A 16,761-nucleotide genomic window follows, 5' to 3' on the forward strand; every position below is an offset into this window, starting at 1 on the left:
ATGATACCTGTTACAGTCACGCGACGACCGCACCAGTCCAACCAACCTCGGCAAAGCGACGCTAGCAAGCACAGTATGACGTTACAAGAAAAATGTCATACCGCCAGGCAATCGAGCCACCACGGATAATCCATGCAACGCATCACCATCACCATCGAGGATGACCTGCTCGCGGAGATCGACGCCGCCGCCGAGGCGCGCGGCTATCAGAACCGCTCCGAGATCATCCGCGATCTCGCACGCGCCGGCTTGCAGCAGAGCGCGGAAGAGGCGCCGTCAGGGCAGTGCGTTGCGGCGCTGGTCTATGTCTACGACCACGCCGCGCGCGATCTGTCGAAGCGGCTGGTGCAGAATTTCCATGGCCATCACGACCTGTCGCTGGCGACGCTGCACGTCCATCTCGACGACGACAGCTGCATGGAGGTGACGGCGCTGAAGGGTGCCAGCAGCGAGGTCCGCCATCTCGCCGATCACGTCATCGCCGAACGCGGCGTGCGTTACGGCCGCGTGGTGATGATCCCGACCGCCCCGGACAAGAAGCCGCGCAAGCGGGGGCACGGGCACGATTGAGAGCGTGTCGTCTCGTAGCCCGGATGGAGCGCAGCGAAATCCGGGAAGCTCCGTCCGCGGGCGCGAGGCCCCGGATTTCGCTTCGCTCCATCCGGTCTACGCAATGAATACGCTACGCCGCCCTCGCCTTGGTGCCGCGCGGCAGGCCGGCGCGGGCGAGGCCACCATAGAGCGCCTCGTTCGGCATCTCCGATTTCAGGATCGCGCGCACCTCGACCAGGCGATCGAGATCGATGCCGGTCGGAAATCCCTTGCTCTCGCAGAGGAAGACGAGGTCCTCGAACACGACATTGCCGGTGGCGCCCGGCGCGAACGGGCAGCCGCCGAGGCCGCCGAGCGAGCCGTCGAGCACGCGGGCGCCCTCATCGAGCGCGGCGGAAGCATTCGCGATGCCCATGCCGCGGGTGTCGTGCAGATGCACGCAGACCGGCTTCGATCCCGCGATCTTCACCGCGCCCCGCGTCAGCTCGCCGACCTGCTTCGGCCCGGCATAACCCACCGTGTCCGCAATCGCGACCATGTCGACGCCGACCTCGTAGAGCTTCTCGGTGAGGCGCAGCACCTCGTTCGGATCGACGGGACCGACGATCGAGCAGCCCAGTGCCATCGAGATCGCGGCATTGACCAGCGGCTTGTGCGCGCTGGCATCGCGCAGCTCGCAAAGCCGCTTGATGTTCTCGATCGCGGATTCGCGCGAGCGGTTGGCGTTGGCCTGGCTGTGCTCCTCGGTCGCCGATACCACCGAGGCGATTTCGGCAACGCCGGTGGCCAGCGCCTCGTTGACGCCGCGCTCGTTCAGCGCCAGCGCGACGCCGTGCGCCCCGGGCAGCGCGGCGATGGAGGCGACCACGTCGCGGACATCGACGAATTGCGGGAAGGTCTTGGCCGGCAGGAACGAGCCAACCTCGAAATGCCGTACGCCGGCGGCGTATTCATCGCGCACCCAGCGCTGTTTCGCCGCGGTCGACGGGAACGTCTTCACGAGTTGCAGCCCGTCGCGCAGGCCGACCTCGCGCAGGCTCACCTTGTCGGTGGGATAGATATCGTGGACACGGGTCATGTCAGCCTCACGCAGCGTTTCCGGTTGATGAAATCTTCTGTTGTGCGAGCTCGGCGCGCACCGCTTCGGTATCGGCGCCGAGCACCGGCACCTTCAGACCTTCGCCGATATTGCGGCCGTTCCATTCGAGCGGCAGCGCGGGGACGCGGAACGGCTTGCCGTCGGCGTTCACGTTGTTGACCAGCCCGCCGGGACGCAGCACATGCGGATCCCCGAGCAGATCCTCCGGCCGGTTGATCGGCGAGAAGCAGATGTTAAGCGCGTCGAGCCTCGCCGAGAGGTCCGCCACGTTCCAATCCTTGATCACCGCGGCAACGCGCGGAATGATCTGGTCGCGCGCCATGATGCGGTCCGTGGTCGAGCGCAGCGTCGGATCGTCGGCGAATTCCGTGAGGCCGAACTCGCGGCAGAAGCTCTGCCAATGACCTTCGGTGACGACGCCGATGAAGATGCGATCGCCGCCGGCGGTATCGAAGATGTCGTAGATCGGCCAGGCATGCTCGCGTTCCGGCATCGAGCGCGGCTTGCGTCCGGTCATCTCGTACTCGACTATGTGCTGGGCAACCAGGAACAGGCAGTTCTCGAACAGGCCGATGCGGATGTCAGCGCCGCTCCTGTCGCCGCCACGCTTCTGATAGAGCGCGGCGAGGATCGAGATCACCCCGAACATGCCGCCCATGATGTCGTTGGCGGAGGAGCCGACGCGCTGCGGCTTGTCGCGCGTGCCGGTCATCGCCGCGAGCCCCGACATCATCTGCACGACCTCGTCGAGCGCCGGCCGATGATCATAGGGACCGGACAGAAAGCCCTTGTGGCCGGCGATGATCAGCTGCGGATATTTTTGGCGAAGCTCCTCGGCGCCGAGCCCCTGCTTGTCGAGCTGGCCGTCGCGAAAATTCTCCAGGAACACGTCGGCGCTGGCAAGCAGCCGGTGCATCGTGTCGCGGTCCTCGGGCTTGGCGAAGTCGAGCACGACGCTGCGCTTGCCGCGGTTGAACAGCGGGAAGAACGAGACGCCCATGCCGCCGAGCGAACGGGTCTTGTCGCCGGCGGGCGGTTCGACCTTGATCACCTCGGCGCCGAGTTGCGCCAGGATCATGCCGCAGGTCGGCCCCATCACCATGTGGGTCATCTCGACGACCCTCACGCCTTCCAGCGGCAGTCCGTTCCCGGTCATCGGTTTCTCCGTGCTCGTTGCGCTCTTGTTCTGACGCGTTTCTTCACGCGAACCGGTATCCGCTTCGCTCGAAAACGCTTTGTGATCGGCGCAGGTTAGGCTTCCGCACGCTATCTGAAAAATATAATCTGTCGAATAGAGTATTCGTGGTTCTAGAACGCTGAACCCTCATGGATTCGCGCCAGCTTCGCTATTTCATCGCGGTTTACGAGCAGCGCAACCTGTCGCGGGCGGCGGATCAGGCCAACGTCGCGCAATCCGCGCTCAGCCACCACATCGCTAATCTGGAAGCCGAATTCGCCACGCCGCTGTTCGAGCGCAAGCCACGCGGCATGGAACCGACCGCGGCGGGCGAGCGGCTCTATGAACATGCCCGCATCATCCTGCGCGCGATGGCGGCGGCCGAGCGCGAGATCAAGGAAGGCGCCAGCGTGATCGCCGGCGATATCTCGATCGGCATGGCCAATTCCGGGATGAAGGCGATCGGCGTGCCGCTGATGCGCACCGTGCTGACGAAATATCCGAACCTGAAGCTGTCGCTGACCGAGAGTCTCTCCGGCGCGACGCTGCTGCATCTGCTGAGCTCCGAGGTCGACCTCGCGCTGGTCTACAATCCGCCGTCGGAAAAGGACTTGGTCGCCGAGCCGGTGCTGGAGGAACAGATGTTCTGCGTCGGCACCGAGAAGCTGATCGGGAAGAAAACGCCAATCACCTTCGAGGAGGTGACGCGGCTGCCCCTGATCCTGTTGCGGTACGGACTATCGGCGCGCGCGCTGCTGGATGATCCCGTGCTGCTGAAGCGGCTCGAGGCCAATGCGATCATGCATCTCAACTCGACCAGCGGCATGATCGGCGCGCTGACCGCGGGCTTGGGCTGCACGATCGCGACGACGCATTTCGTCAGCGAGCCATTGAAGGCACGATCGCTGGTCGCGCGCGAAGTCATCGAACCAAAACTGACCCGCACGCTCTATCTTTGCCGCTTGCGCAACCGCCCAATGACTTACGTCATGGAGGAGATGTGCCGCCTGATCCGCGCCCTGATCGCAGACCAGGTGGGCCGCGGTGCCTGGGAGGCGACGCTGCTGATCTGAATGTATGACCCAGTGGTTGCACAGGTTCAGTGTCGTCCCTGCGAAAGCAGTGACCCATAACCACCGAACCGCAAAGTTGCGCACCAGTGGGACGACGAGTCCCTTTCACGACACCCGCCGCGGAGTATGGGTTCCTGCTTTCGCAGGGCCGACAGTTGAACAAGCCGTTTGAAAGGTGAATCAATGCAACCCTCCCCCCTGAGTTCGAAAATATCGAACGATTCCTTCGATATGTTCGTCTGGATTTCTGGCTCCCGGCTGCCAAACATGCGCGACCGGCACGCCTTCGCAAGAAGGGCGGCCGTTGCACCATTCGGGGAGGACCATCATGAGCGCCGTCGAACTCGGCTCGGTCGCCGATCTCGCCACCACGACAAGCGGACCCGACCAGATTTCGCGACGGCCCGAGGCGCTGCCCACGTCCGGCTACGTCTGGCGGCTGGTGATTCTACTCTCGCTCGGCGGCTGCTTCGAAATCTACGACCTGTTCTTTACCGGCTATATCGCGCCGGGCCTTGCCCGCAGCGGATTGATGACCACGACGACGCAGGCGTTCTTCGGCTTCTCCGGGATCGGCGCCTTCGTCGCGGCGACCTTCGCCGGCCTGTTCGTCGGCACGTTCTGCCTCGGCTTCCTCGCCGATCGCTTCGGGCGCAAGGCGGTCTTCACCTGGTCGCTGCTGTTCTACAGCGCCGCATCCGTGATCATGGCGTGCCAGACCACACCCGGCGGCCTGCTGCTGTGGCGCTTCATCGCCGGGATCGGGATCGGCATCGAGGTCATCACCATCGACGCCTACATCACCGAGCTGGTGCCGAGCTGGATGCGCGGCCGGGCGTTTGCGATCAACCAGGCGGTGATGCTGTCGGCGGTGCCGATCGTCGCCGCGCTGTCGTGGTGGCTGGTGCCGCTCTCGCCGCACGGCATCGACGGCTGGCGCTGGGTCGTGCTGATCGGCGCCGCCGCCAGCATGATCATCTGGGTGCTGCGGCTCTACGTTCCGGAAAGCCCACTCTGGCTGGCCCGCCATGGCCGCGCTGCCGAGGCCGAGACAATCATGCGGACGCTCGAAGCCGCATCGCCGACGGCGGCGCCGCGCCCGACCGCGACGGCGGCGATGGCGCCGGCAGGTGCGCCGGCCGAGACCGGCTATGCCGACCTGTTCAGGCCGCCCTACGCCTCGCTCGTCGTGCTGTTCATGATCTTCAATCTCTGCCAGGCATTCGGCGTCTACGGCTTCTCCAACTGGGTTCCGGCGCTCTTGGTGCAGAAGGGCATCAACGTCACCAAGAGCCTGCAATATTCCTTCATCATCGCCTTCGCCTATCCGCTCGCGCCGCTCTTGGCCGCAACCTTCGCCGACCGCTTCGAGCGCAAATGGATCATCTGCGGCGCGGCCGCCGCGATCTCGGTGTTCGGTCTCGCCTTCTCGCAGCTCACCGAGCCGGTGCTGCTGATCGCCAGCGGCGTGCTGGTGACGGGGGCCAACATGACGCTGTCCTACGCCTATCACGCCTACCAGACCGAGGTGTTTCCGACCGCGATCCGGGCACGCGCCGCGGGCCTCGTCTATTCGATGAGCCGGCTCAGCGCGACCTTCTCCGGCTTCATCGTGGCGTTCATGCTGAAGGAGGCCGGCGTCGGCGGCGTGTTCGGCCTGATCACCGCGGCGATGGTCATCGTGATCATTGCCATCGGTGTCTGGGGACCGAACGTCCGCGGCAGGCCGCTCGACGCCTAGAGCAATTCACTCGAAAACGCTCTCGCCGCGGCACAAACGGCACTTGCCGAAGCCATATTGGGTGTCTACCTCTCGCGGGTCATTTGTGCAGAGGTAACCCAGTCATGTTAGCCGCCGCCGTCAAGGCGCTTTCGCAAATCCTGTCGCCGCCGATGCGCTCGATCCTGTGGCGCTCGATCGGGCTCGCGCTGGTGCTGATCACCGTGCTGGCGATCGGATTGCAGCGGCTGCTGAGCTGGTTTGCCGACTATGGAGAGGTCTGGGCCGAAGGCATGCTCGGCCCCAATTTCCATTCCACGCTGCACGTGCTGTCCTGGATCGTCTCGATCTCGGCGGGCCTTGGCGTCGTGCTCGGCGGCATCTTCCTGATGCCGGCGATCACCTCGCTGGTGGCGAGCCTGTTTGTCGACGACGTCGCCGACCATGTCGAGCGCGAGCATTATCCGGCCGACCATCCCGGCGTGGCGCTGCCGGTGACGCTCGCGACGATCGAGGGCGTCAAGACCGCGCTGCTGACGATCCTGGTCTATCTGGTCGCGCTGCCGTTCGTGCTGTTCGCGGGCGCGGGCTTCATCATCTTCTTCCTCGCGACCGCCTGGCTGCTCGGCCGCGAGTATTTCGAGCTTGCGGCGATGCGGTTCCGCTCGCCTGATGACGCCAAGGCGATGCGCAAGGAGAACGCGGCGACAGTCTTTACCGCGGGCCTGTTCATCGCCGCCTTCGTCTCGATCCCGATCGTCAATCTGGCGACGCCGCTGTTCGGCATGGCCTTCATGGTGCACATGTACAAGCGGCTGTCGGGCCCGCGGCGCGAGTTGCTCGAGCCGGCGCGGCGAACCAACGTGTCCTCGGTCTAGGTGTTATCCGGAAGGCCGGGCAGCGATGCCGGTACCCGATCGCTTGCGAAGGGTACAAGCAGCAGTCCGACGATCGCCACGCAGGCGAGCATCGCCCATGCTTCGTTCACGGTGAGTGCGAGCGACGCCCGTTCGACCAACGGCCGGATGAATGCCACCGTGGCGTCGTCCGGCAGACCCGGCGGCCGGTCGATCAGCAACTTCGGATCGAGCCCGATCGCCTGCGCCGCAGTGACATCCCCCGCCAGCAGGCGCAGGCGGAAATCCTCGCCATAGATCGGGCTTCGCCCATAGAGGATGGTATCGATCAGGGCGATCCCGATCGCGCCGCCCAGATTGCGCATCAGATTGAACAGTCCGCTGGCGTCGGCAATGTCCGCCTCCGGCAGGGCGCCCAGCGCAATGCGCGTCGGCGGTAGCAGGCAGAAAATGATCGCGACGCCACGCACGACCTGCGGCCAGAACATCTCGCCAAAATCCGCCGTGCGCGGCTGAATGGCGCTCCAGCCGAGGCCGAGCGCGAACAAGGCGAAGCCCGCGCCGGTCAGCCGCCGCGCGCCGACGCGGCTTTCGAGGATCGCCGCAAGCGGCGCGGCGGCGAGCTGCGCAACCCCCGTGACCAGCATGATCGTGCCGATCTCGAAGGCGTCATGGCGGCGGACGAAACCGAGGAATACCGGCATCAGATAGGTCGATCCATACAGGCCAATGCCGAGGCAAAAGCTCAGTGCGCAACCGATCGCGAACGGACGCCGCCTGAAAAGCGTCAATTGCGCGATCGGATAGGCCGCGCGAAGCGTGCGCCGGATCAGTAGCGTCAATCCCGCGATGCTTCCGATCAGCAGGCCGAGGCAAGGCATCGAGGCCCAACCGCGTTGCGGCGCTTCCTTCAGACCAATCATGAAGCTTGCGAGCGTCGCTGCGAGCAGGACAAGCGACCATTTATCCAGTCTGGAGAACGCCCGAAGCTGCACGCCTTCCCTCGGAAGCAGCAACGGCGTGACTGTGGCTGCCACCGTTCCCGGAGCCAGATTGATCAGGAACAGCCATGGCCAGGACCATGTCTGCGTGATCCAGCCGCCGACGACGGGTCCGACGGTCGGCGCGAGCACCGCGACGACGCCGCCGATCGTGGTGGCCACCGGATGAAGCCGCGCCGGGAACAGCGTGAACACGGCGGAGAACACTGCGGGGATCAGCACGCCGCCGGAAAATCCCTGCAGCACGCGAAACGCCAGCAGCGCGGCAAAGCCGCCGCTGAGGGCGCAGCCGACCGAGGCGGCAGTGAACAGGCTCACCGCAAGCGCGAACAGCCATCGCAACGACAGCGCATGCGTGAAGAGGCCGGTCAGTGGGATCGCGATCACCTCCGCGATCAGATAGGCGGTCTGGATCCAGCTCATCGCCGCCGGCGAGATCGCTAGCGCGCGTTGGATCGTCGGCAACGAGGTTGCGACGACCTGGATGTCGAGAATCGCCATGAACATGCCGAAGCACATCAGGAGGAAGCCGGCCCAGGTCGCAGCCGATGGGCTGTCGGTTCGGTGATCCGCCTTGCTCATGGCGTGCTTGTGCGTGGCCATTCGGAGACGGAGAGCGCGCGGTTCTCGATCCGAATCCGGACCGCAAGCACCGCGAGATTGAGGAGGGTAAAGATCAGCGCCAATCGCGGCAGGTGGAGCGCGAGGGGAAGAAGTGCGATTTCACCGACCACGACGGCGTAGTTTGGATGCGGGAAATATCGGTACGGCCCGGATGCGACCAGCGGCGCGCCCGGCAGCACGACGATTCGCGTGGTCCATCGCGGCCCCAGCGCGACGAGGATCCATATCCGCAAGCCTTGCAGCACCAGGAAACCCGCCAGCGCGGCCAGATTGACGTCCTGGTCGCGGCCCCAGATCCACAGCGCGGTCAGCCAGCCGGCGTGAACCAGGACAATGAGCGGGTAGTGATTGGCGCCGACCTCGACCGCGCCTCGTGCGAGAAGCCGCTCAGTGTTGCGACGTGACAGCACGAGCTCGCCGAGACGCTGCAGCGTGACCAGCGAGAGGATAACCGACGCGAAGCTCACGCCGCGTGCCTGAGCGCAACGCAGCTGAGCGTGAAGCCCGGCCCGAGCGCCGTGAGCAGCGAGCGCGGCGGCAATCCCTTGGCGCAGGCTCGTTCGAGAACAAAGAGAACCGTCGGGCCCGACATGTTGCCGCAAGCCGCGATGACGTCGCGTTCGTGATCGAGCGTGCCCTGATCGAGCGCGAGTGCCCGCTCCAGCGCGGCGATGACCTTGGCGCCGCCGGGATGGCAGAGGAAGCGGTCGATGTCATCGGCGGTCAGCTGCATCCGCGCCAGGATTTCGGCGACGGCTGGTCCAACATGGTCGCGGACGAAATCCGGAATGGTTCGCTGAAAGACCACGCCGAATCCTTCCGGATCGACCGTCCAGCCCATGATGTCGAGCGTATCCGGCCACAGCTTTTCGCCCGTCGCCTCGATCCGCGTCGCGCCACCGTCGCCGGCACGCAGCACGATCGCGGCCGCGCCATCGCCGAACAGGCTGGCCGCAACGATATTTGCCTTGGTGAGCTCGTCGTGCCGGACCGCGAGCGTGCAGAGTTCGAGCGCAACCAGCAGCACGTTCGCTCCCGGCCGCGCTTCGGCCAGCCGCGCCGCGATCGACAGGCCCGACACGCCGCCCGCGCAGCCCAGGCCGAACACCGGCACGCGCGACACATCCGTCCGCAGACCGAGCTTGCCGGCGACGCGCGCCTCCAGCGTCGGCGTGGCTATACCCGTCGAGCACACCGTGACCACGATATCGATGTCCCCGCCGGTCAGGTCGGCGCGCGCAATCGCCTTGCGGGCCACGTCGACGTACAGCGTCTCCGCGCCCTCCAGGAACGCCAGCGTTCGCTCCGGCCAGCCGCGCCGTTCGAGATACCATTCGATCGGCTTGACGCCGTAGCGATGCTGGATGCCGGTGTTGGCGAACAGGCTGGAGAGCGTCTCGAATTCGGCATAGCGGTCGGCGAGGAGATTGCGCGCGGCCTGCAGGACCTGTCCCTGATGGAATAGATGCGGTGGAACCGCCGTCGCCAGGGAAACAAGCGCGGCCGTCTGCTTCATCTCGATCATCGTGGCTCCATTTCCCCCGCTCTTGGAACCGCGCGATGAGCAAAATATTTCAACACGCCTGCGACATCGCGCGAGCGCCGCATTCACTATAAATTGACCCGGCGCCGATATCCGCGCCGCCTCTTCGAAAATCAGGAAGCGGTGACGCCTAGCCTGCGCATCGCGCTCTTCACCAAGCCGAGCGGCGCCGGCGACAACGGGCCCTGCGGCGCGCGCGTGATGAAGGCGACCAGGACCAGCGCCAGGATCGCGAGCCAGAAGCACAGCCAGAAGCCGTCGATATAGGCGAGCGTGTTGGCCTCGCGCTGCACCAGCGCCGCCAGCGTGCCGACGGCGCGCCCCGTCGCCGTCCCGATGCCGTGGCCGGAAAATTCACCCGCAAGCCGCTTGAGCAGGTTCACGACGTCGATATCGCCATTCTGGACATGCTGTCCGAGATAGTTGGAATGGATCTGCTCGCGGACCCTCAGCCAGGTCCCCATCAACGCGACGCCGATCTCGGCGCCGCCGAGGCGCATGATCTGGATATAGGCCGCAAACGCCGTCGCCCGCGACGGATCGGAATTCGACAGCGCCATGATGATGATCGGCAGCAGCGTGAACGCCTGCCCGATCGACGTGAGCAGGACGATGCCGACGAAATCCTCGCGCGCCCAGACATGGCTCAGCTGCGTGCCCCAGAGATTGGCGGCCGCGAACGCCGAGAAGCCGAGAACCACGACGATGCGCGGATCGAGGTGGCGCAGCAGCAGGATCGAGATCGGCACCAGCACGAACATCGGCAGCGCGCCGTAGATGAACAGCAGCACGCCCGACTGCTCCGGCCGCAGCGCGCCGACAGTGCCGAGGAAGTTCGGCACCAGCGACGAATTCGACAGGCTGGTCAGCGTGTACAGCAGGATGACGAGCAGCGAGAGCCCGACATTGCGCGAGAACAGCACGTTGAAATGCGCCCAGGGCCGGCGCGCGATCATTTCGTTGATCATGAAGGCGACGATCAACAGCCCGCCGCCGATCAAGAGCGCCATCACCGTGCCCGACGACAGCCAGTCCAGCCGGTTGCCCTGATCGAGCCCGGCATAGACCATCGACACCCCGGCGCCGAGCAGCAGCATGCCGCCCCAATCGGCATGGTGCAGCAGGTCGCGATTGACGGGTTCTTTCGGAGTGCCGAGATACACCATCAGCCCCATCATCGGCGCGATCACCACGCCCTGCCAATACAGCCACTGCCAGCCGAGGTGCTCGACATAGAAACCGACCAGCGAGCTCGACGAGTCGAGCGCGAAGCCGACGCGGATCGAGTACATCGCAATCGCCGGCAGCCACCATCGGATCGGCAAATTGCGCAGGATGATCATCAGCGTCGCCGGCACGAAGGTGCCGAGCAGCATGCCGTGGGCGATGCTGAGCGCGATCAGCGTCGTGTAGTCGCGCACGAACGGGATGGTCAGCGAGACCACGGCATAGACCAGGCTCGGAATGCCGAGCACCCGGCGCAGGCCGAACACGGTGGCAAGCCAGGCCACCGCAGGCGCAACGAAGATCTGCGAGCCGATGGCAGCCGTGGAGAGCCAGGCGCCCTCGTCAAAGCTGAGCGAGAATGCGCCGCGCAGATCGGGCAAGCCGACCGAGGTCAGGCGGCTGTCGAAATTCGCCAGGAACGCGCCGAGCAGCACGGCGACGACCGCGAACAGCGGATAGCGCGCGACGTCGCCGCGCGAGACCGGACCACGGTCGCGGTCGTCACTTTCCGCCATTGGCGACCGCCTCGCCGGTGTCGATCCGCGTGACGACCGACATGCCCGGGAGCAGGCGCTCGAGCAAGGGCTGGCCCTTGTCGAACTGGATCCGCACCGGAATGCGCTGCACCACCTTGGTGAAATTGCCGGTGGCGTTGTCGGGCGGCAGCAGCGCGAACTGCGATCCGCTCGCCGGCGCGATGCGCTCGACGACGCCGCGCAGCTTCTGGCCCGCGAACGTATCCACGGTGACCTCGACCGGCTGGCCCGGCTTGACGTTGGTCAGCTGGGTCTCCTTGTAGTTGGCGATCACATAGACGTTCGGCAGCGGCACGACGTTGATCAGATTGGCGCCGATGTTGACGTAGTCGCCCGGCTGGACCTGGCGCTCGCCGGTGACGCCGTCGAACGGCGCGACGATCTTGGTGTAGCCAAGCTTGAGCTTGGCCGATGCCAATAGCGCCTTGGCGGCGTCGAGGTCGGCGGCACGCTGCTTCTTGGTGCCTTGCAGGACCTCGAGCTGATGGCGCTGTGCCGCGATGACAGCGCGGCTGGCGCGCACGTCGGCCTCCGCCTTGGCGTAGGATGCGGTCGCCTGCTCGAGCCGCTGCCGCGTGCCGGCGTCGGTTTGCGACAGCGACTGCTGACGCTCTTCCTCCTGGCGTGCCAGAGTCTGCTGCGCCTCCGCGGACAGCCGCGCAGCTTCGGCCTGCGCGATGGTTGCGTATTGCAGCTCGACCTGGTTGTTGAGGTTGTCGAGCACGGCCTGAGCACCGACCACGCCGGCCTCGGCCTGCGCCACCTGCGCCTGATAATCGGCCGGATCGATCTGCACCAGGAGATCGCCGGCCTTGACGTGCTGGAAATCGGAGACGGCGACGGTGAGCACCTCGCCGGACACGCGGCTGGAGAGCTGGGTCAATTCGGCGCGCACATAGGCATCATTGGTGGTCTGGATCGTGGCGCTGCCGACCCAGGCATCCCAGCGGCTGGTCGCCACCGCGACGAACACCAGCGCGACGAGCACGACAAACAGCGGAATCGCGAAACGGCTCCAGAAGCCGCTTGCCGAAGGTTGCGGCTTGGCAGGTGCCGCAGCAGGCGCGGTCTGGCTGGCGGGTGACGGACCATCTTCAACCTGCTCTGCCACACCGCACTCCCTCAATCACGCACCGGAATAGCCGACGAACCTATCACGCGGACCGGCATCCACTTCGCTCGAGAACGCCCTGATAGCACATGACGACGATCATGCCTCAGACGGTCTTTTCCGGCCACCGGCAGAGATCATTGATCAGACACACGTCGCAACGTGGACCGCGGGCGAGGCAGGTGTAGCGGCCATGCAGGATCAGCCAGTGATGGGCGTGCAGCATGAACTCGGTCGGGATCACTTTTTCCAATCCCAGCTCGACCTCGAGCGGCGTCTTGCCGGGCGCGAGCCCGGTGCGGTTGCCGACGCGAAACACATGGGTGTCGACTGCCATCGTGTGCTCGCCGAACGCCATGTTGAGCACGACATTCGCGGTCTTGCGGCCGGCGCCGGGCAGCGATTCGATCTCGGCACGCGTGCGCGGCACCTCGCCGCCGAACTCGGCGATCAGCTTCTGCGAGAGCGCGATGACGTTCTTCGCCTTGTTGCGATAGAGCCCGATGGTCTTGATGTAGTCGCGCACTTTGTCCTCGCCGAGCTCAAGCATCTTGTCCGGCGTGTCGGCGACCGCGAACAGCGCTCGCGTCGCCTTGTTGACGCCGGCGTCGGTCGCCTGCGCCGACAGCACCACCGCAACGAGCAGCGTGTAGGGATTGAGGTGCTCGAGCTCGCCCTTGGGCTCGGGATTGGCTTTGCGGAACCGGTCGAAGGCCTCGTAGACCTCCTCCGATGTCCATGGCTTTGACTTTACGGTTCGCTTGGCGGCCTTCTTTGCCCCGCGTTTGGGCAGCAGCCTTGCCGCATTCGCAGGCTTCTTCTTCGGTGCGGAACGAACGCTTGATGTGCTGGCGCGTTGAGAGCGGATGATTTTGGCCATGAACCGGATATACTGATACGCCATGACCGCAGGCAACGACTTTGATCCGGGCGAAGACCGCAGGGCCAATGATCTCGCGGCTGAGGCCGCTGAGGCCGAGCCCAAACTGTTCTCGGCATTGCTGACGCCGCACCGCTCGCTGAATCGCACCGGCTTTATCGTGCTGATGTCGTTCGTCACCGTGGTCAGCTTCATTGCCGGCGCGGTGTTCTGGTGGCTGGGCGCCTGGCCGATCTTCGGCTTCTTCGGCCTCGACGCGCTGGTGATCTATTGGGCGTTCAAGGTCAATTTCCGCACCGCCAAGGCGAGCGAGGAGATCACCGTCACGGCGTCGGAACTGCGGGTGCGCAGGATCAGCCATCGCGGTCATGTGGCCGAATGGGTGCTCAATCCGCTCTGGGTGCGGTTCGAACAGATCTCGCATGAGGAGTTCGGTATCGAGCGGCTCTATCTGGTCTCCCGGGGCCGCCGGGTCAGCGTTGGCAGCTTCCTCGGACCGGACGAAAAGGCCAGCTTCTCCAAGGCCTTGACGGCGGCGCTCAACGCCGCAAAACGCGGCCCGACTTACAACCCCATCCACTAGTGTGCTGAATGCGAAGTTCGTGCGATTTCGCGGCAACCACTTTCACGAACTTCGCATTCATAAAGCACACTAGAATCAAAGGTTTGCTAGTGTCCTTATCGAATCCGAAGTTCGCTCCGAAGGTGCGGCAAATGATACGAACTTCGGATTCGGGACACTAGTCGAGCTTACTTTTGAGCATGATCTTGCCGGAAAACCGGTCCCCACTTTTCCGGATCATGCTTGTCAGAAATCGGGTGGTTTGGACGCGCCATGGCTCCTAAATCAGACACCATGATGACACTCGCCATACACGACCAGCGCCTGGCCAAGCCGGGCCTCCAGAGCGCCGCGCTGCGCGACTATGACTCGGTTCGGCGCGCCATCGCGTTCATCTCGGAGCATTGGCGCACACAGCCGACCATCGAAGCGATGGCCGATGCCGCCGCCGTCACGCCGGATGAGTTGCACCATCTGTTCCGCCGCTGGGCCGGGCTGACGCCGAAGGCTTTCATGCAGGCGCTGACCCTGGACCACGCCAAGAACCTGCTGCGCGATTCCGCCAGCGTGCTCGACGCGGCACTCGACTCCGGCCTGTCAGGGCCGGGACGGCTGCACGACCTGTTCGTCACGCATGAGGCGATGTCGCCGGGCGAATGGAAGACCGGCGCCGGCGGCATGACGCTGCGCTACGGCTTCCATCCCTCGCCGTTCGGCACCGCGATCGTGATCGCAACGGATCGCGGGCTTGCGGGGCTTGCCTTCGCCGATCACGGCGACGAGCAGACCGCATTCGCCGACATGAAGCGGCGCTGGCCGAACGCGACCTATGTCGAGGACACCGACGGCACCGCCGCGCTGGCGCAGCGCGTGTTCGATACAAGGTTGTGGCGGGCGGACCAGCCGCTGCGCGTCGTCTTGATCGGCACCGACTTCGAGGTGCGGGTGTGGGAGACGCTGCTCAAGGTCCCGATGGGCCGCGCGGTCAGCTATTCCGACATCGCCTGCAAGATCAACAGCCCGAAAGCCTCGCGCGCGGTCGGCGCCGCGGTCGGCCGCAACCCGGTGTCGTTCGTGGTGCCCTGCCATCGCGCACTCGGCAAAAGCGGCGCGCTGACCGGCTATCACTGGGGCATCACCCGCAAGCAGGCGATGCTGGGCTGGGAAGCCGGCCAGGTGGGGTTGCACTAACCTCTATCTCGTCATTACGGGATGGTCCGAAGGACCAGACCTCAGGTGCGCAATTGCGCACCGGGGAATCTCGAGATTCCGGGTTCGATGCTGCGCATCGCTCCGGAATGACAACATCAAACCTCTACCCCGCGAGATCGACCTTTGACGCTACGGTGGAATCGGCATTGAGCCGATAGATCACCGGCGCGCCGGTCGCGAGTTCGCGCTTGAGGATCTGCTCGGGCGTCAGCTTCTCCAGCACCATGATCAGCGCGCGCAGCGAATTGCCGTGGGCGGCGATCAGCGTGCGCTGGCCGCGCAGCACACCGGGCAGGATCTCCTGCACGTAATAAGGCAGCGTGCGCGCCAGCGTATCCTTCAGGCTTTCGCCGCCGGGTGGCGGCACGTCGTAGGAACGGCGCCAGATCAGAACCTGGTCCTCGCCCCACTTCTTGCGGGCGTCGTCCTTGTTGAGGCCGGAGAGATCACCGTAATCGCGTTCATTGAGCGCGAGATTCTTCGTGGTCGGCAATCCGGTCTGGCCGATCTGCTCCAGCATCAGCTTCAGCGTGTGCTGCGCACGGGTAAGATCGGAGGTGAACGCGACATCGAACGACAGGCCCTGCGCCTTCAGCTTGCGGCCGGCCTCGTTGGCTTCGTTGACGCCCTGCTCGGTGAGATCAGGGTCCTTCCACCCGGTGAACAGGTTCTTCAGATTCCAGTCGCTCTGACCGTGACGAACGAGCACAAGGAGACGATCACTCATTTCAGATTCCGTTTTCGCTTAGCTGGATTTCATTCCGTCGAGCGGTGTCAGTCGCTCAACCCGAGGACGTCGGCCATCGAATACATGCCGGGCTTCTTGCCATGCGCCCACAGCGCTGCCTTCAGCGCGCCCTGCGCGAACAGCGCGCGATCTTCTGCATGGTGCGAGAGCGTGATGCGCTCGGAGGGGCCGGCAAAGATCACGCTGTGATCGCCGGCCGCGGTGCCGCCGCGCAACGAGGCAAAGCCGATATCGCCCGCGCGCCGCGCGCCGGTGAGACCATCGCGGCCGCGCGCCGAATGCTGATCGAGCGCGATTCCGCGTCCCGCGGCCGCGGCTTCGCCGAGCATCAAGGCGGTGCCCGACGGCGCATCGATCTTGGACTTGTGGTGCATCTCGAGAATTTCGATGTCAAAGCTCTGGTCGAGCGATTGCGCGACGCGCTTGACGAGCGCGGCGAGCAGATTGACACCGAGGCTCATATTGCCTGACTTCACCACGATGGCGCGGTTGGTCACGCTGCGGATCACCGCATCGTCGGACGGCGACATCCCGGTGGTGCCGATGACGTGAACGAGGCCGCGCTCGGCCGCGATCGCGACGTTGGCGATGGTCGCGGCCGGCACGGTGAAATCCAGGATGCCGTCGGCGCCGGCCGACATCGACCACAGATCGGCCGACAGCTTGACGTCATTGGCGGGGAGGCCGGCGAGCACGCCTGCGTCCTTGCCGAGCAGTTCCGAGCCCGGCGCTTCCAGCGCGCCGACCAGCACCGCCCCCGGGGTTTCGGAAATCACCCGCGTCAGCGTGCGGCCCATCCGGCCGCCGGCTCCCGCAACGATCAAACGCATGTCAGCCAT

16 protein-coding genes are annotated in these 16,761 nt (G+C 65.1%); 6 read left to right on the forward strand and 10 right to left on the reverse strand.

The features are described from left to right. The first annotated feature begins 132 nt into the window (after positions 1 to 132). Positions 133 to 570, forward strand: a complete 438-nt coding sequence (gene nikR, locus Q2M23_RS31115; protein WP_076833744.1) for a nickel-responsive transcriptional regulator NikR — start codon at positions 133 to 135, stop codon at positions 568 to 570. 112 nt (positions 571 to 682) lie between these two features. Here the strand turns inward: nikR and Q2M23_RS31120 are convergent, their stop codons facing one another. Then, positions 683 to 1,630, reverse strand: coding sequence for a hydroxymethylglutaryl-CoA lyase (locus Q2M23_RS31120; protein WP_316398087.1), 948 nt, complete (start codon positions 1,628 to 1,630; stop codon positions 683 to 685). A 7-nt stretch (positions 1,631 to 1,637) separates the two neighbouring features. Beyond that, positions 1,638 to 2,807, reverse strand: a complete 1,170-nt coding sequence (locus Q2M23_RS31125) for a CoA transferase (RefSeq protein ID WP_316398088.1) — start codon at positions 2,805 to 2,807, stop codon at positions 1,638 to 1,640. Between the two features lie 170 nt (positions 2,808 to 2,977). Between Q2M23_RS31125 and Q2M23_RS31130 the strand changes: the two genes are divergently transcribed. The 3 genes from Q2M23_RS31130 to Q2M23_RS31140 all read left to right on the forward strand — a co-directional run bounded on the left by Q2M23_RS31130 (position 2,978) and on the right by Q2M23_RS31140 (position 6,499). Further along, positions 2,978 to 3,901: a LysR family transcriptional regulator gene (locus tag Q2M23_RS31130; protein WP_076833738.1), complete on the forward strand. Its 924-nt coding sequence runs from the start codon at positions 2,978 to 2,980 to the stop codon at positions 3,899 to 3,901. Positions 3,902 to 4,229: 328 nt separating this feature from the next. Further along, positions 4,230 to 5,642, forward strand: a complete 1,413-nt coding sequence (locus Q2M23_RS31135) for an MFS transporter (protein WP_316398089.1) — start codon at positions 4,230 to 4,232, stop codon at positions 5,640 to 5,642. A gap of 104 nt (positions 5,643 to 5,746) precedes the next feature. After that, positions 5,747 to 6,499: a sulfate transporter family protein gene (locus Q2M23_RS31140; protein WP_316398090.1), complete on the forward strand. Its 753-nt coding sequence runs from the start codon at positions 5,747 to 5,749 to the stop codon at positions 6,497 to 6,499. Here the strand turns inward: Q2M23_RS31140 and Q2M23_RS31145 are convergent. The 6 genes from Q2M23_RS31145 to nth form a co-directional block, all read right to left on the reverse strand. After that, positions 6,496 to 8,061, reverse strand: coding sequence for a DHA2 family efflux MFS transporter permease subunit (locus Q2M23_RS31145; protein ID WP_410469795.1), 1,566 nt, complete (start codon positions 8,059 to 8,061; stop codon positions 6,496 to 6,498). The two genes, Q2M23_RS31140 and Q2M23_RS31145, sit on opposite strands and share 4 nt — an antisense overlap. Continuing rightward, a complete protein-coding gene (locus tag Q2M23_RS31150) occupies positions 8,058 to 8,570 on the reverse strand; it encodes an isoprenylcysteine carboxyl methyltransferase family protein (RefSeq protein ID WP_283066211.1) in 513 nt (170 codons plus the stop codon). The genes Q2M23_RS31145 and Q2M23_RS31150 overlap by 4 nt, the downstream gene beginning before the upstream one ends. Further along, positions 8,567 to 9,619 carry a type III polyketide synthase gene (locus Q2M23_RS31155; RefSeq protein WP_316398101.1) on the reverse strand — a complete coding sequence of 351 codons (1,053 nt, stop codon included), beginning with the start codon at positions 9,617 to 9,619 and terminating at the stop codon, positions 8,567 to 8,569. The genes Q2M23_RS31150 and Q2M23_RS31155 overlap by 4 nt, the downstream gene beginning before the upstream one ends. Positions 9,620 to 9,759: 140 nt before the next feature. Further along, complete coding sequence (locus tag Q2M23_RS31160; protein WP_316398091.1) at positions 9,760 to 11,388, reverse strand: MFS transporter; 1,629 nt, start codon at positions 11,386 to 11,388, stop codon at positions 9,760 to 9,762. Beyond that, a complete protein-coding gene (locus Q2M23_RS31165) occupies positions 11,375 to 12,520 on the reverse strand; it encodes an HlyD family secretion protein (RefSeq protein WP_316398092.1) in 1,146 nt (381 codons plus the stop codon). The genes Q2M23_RS31160 and Q2M23_RS31165 overlap by 14 nt, the downstream gene beginning before the upstream one ends. A gap of 106 nt (positions 12,521 to 12,626) precedes the next feature. Beyond that, positions 12,627 to 13,400 (reverse strand): endonuclease III, encoded by a 774-nt coding sequence (nth, locus tag Q2M23_RS31170; RefSeq protein WP_200844514.1) that lies wholly within the window; start codon positions 13,398 to 13,400, stop codon positions 12,627 to 12,629. Positions 13,401 to 13,422: 22 nt separating this feature from the next. Here nth and Q2M23_RS31175 point away from each other — a divergent pair, with 22 nt between their 5' ends. Together Q2M23_RS31175 and Q2M23_RS31180 are read left to right on the forward strand one after the other, a co-directional pair. Next, on the forward strand, positions 13,423 to 13,983 hold the full coding sequence (locus Q2M23_RS31175; protein ID WP_316398093.1) for a DUF2244 domain-containing protein: 561 nt from the start codon (positions 13,423 to 13,425) through the stop codon (positions 13,981 to 13,983). A 273-nt stretch (positions 13,984 to 14,256) separates the two neighbouring features. After that, a complete protein-coding gene (locus tag Q2M23_RS31180) occupies positions 14,257 to 15,153 on the forward strand; it encodes a methylated-DNA--[protein]-cysteine S-methyltransferase (protein WP_057020364.1) in 897 nt (298 codons plus the stop codon). Positions 15,154 to 15,277: 124 nt separating this feature from the next. On the opposite strand, the gene Q2M23_RS31185 is transcribed toward Q2M23_RS31180, so the two are convergent. Together Q2M23_RS31185 and dapB are read right to left on the reverse strand one after the other, a co-directional pair. Next, on the reverse strand, positions 15,278 to 15,901 hold the full coding sequence (locus Q2M23_RS31185) for a 2,3-bisphosphoglycerate-dependent phosphoglycerate mutase (protein ID WP_076833727.1): 624 nt from the start codon (positions 15,899 to 15,901) through the stop codon (positions 15,278 to 15,280). Positions 15,902 to 15,948: 47 nt separating this feature from the next. Continuing rightward, positions 15,949 to 16,761: a 4-hydroxy-tetrahydrodipicolinate reductase gene (gene dapB, locus Q2M23_RS31190; RefSeq protein WP_016841511.1), complete on the reverse strand. Its 813-nt coding sequence runs from the start codon at positions 16,759 to 16,761 to the stop codon at positions 15,949 to 15,951.

It is taken from the genome of Bradyrhizobium sp. 33ap4, assembly GCF_032654765.1.
GTDB lineage: Bacteria > Pseudomonadota > Alphaproteobacteria > Rhizobiales > Xanthobacteraceae > Bradyrhizobium > Bradyrhizobium australafricanum.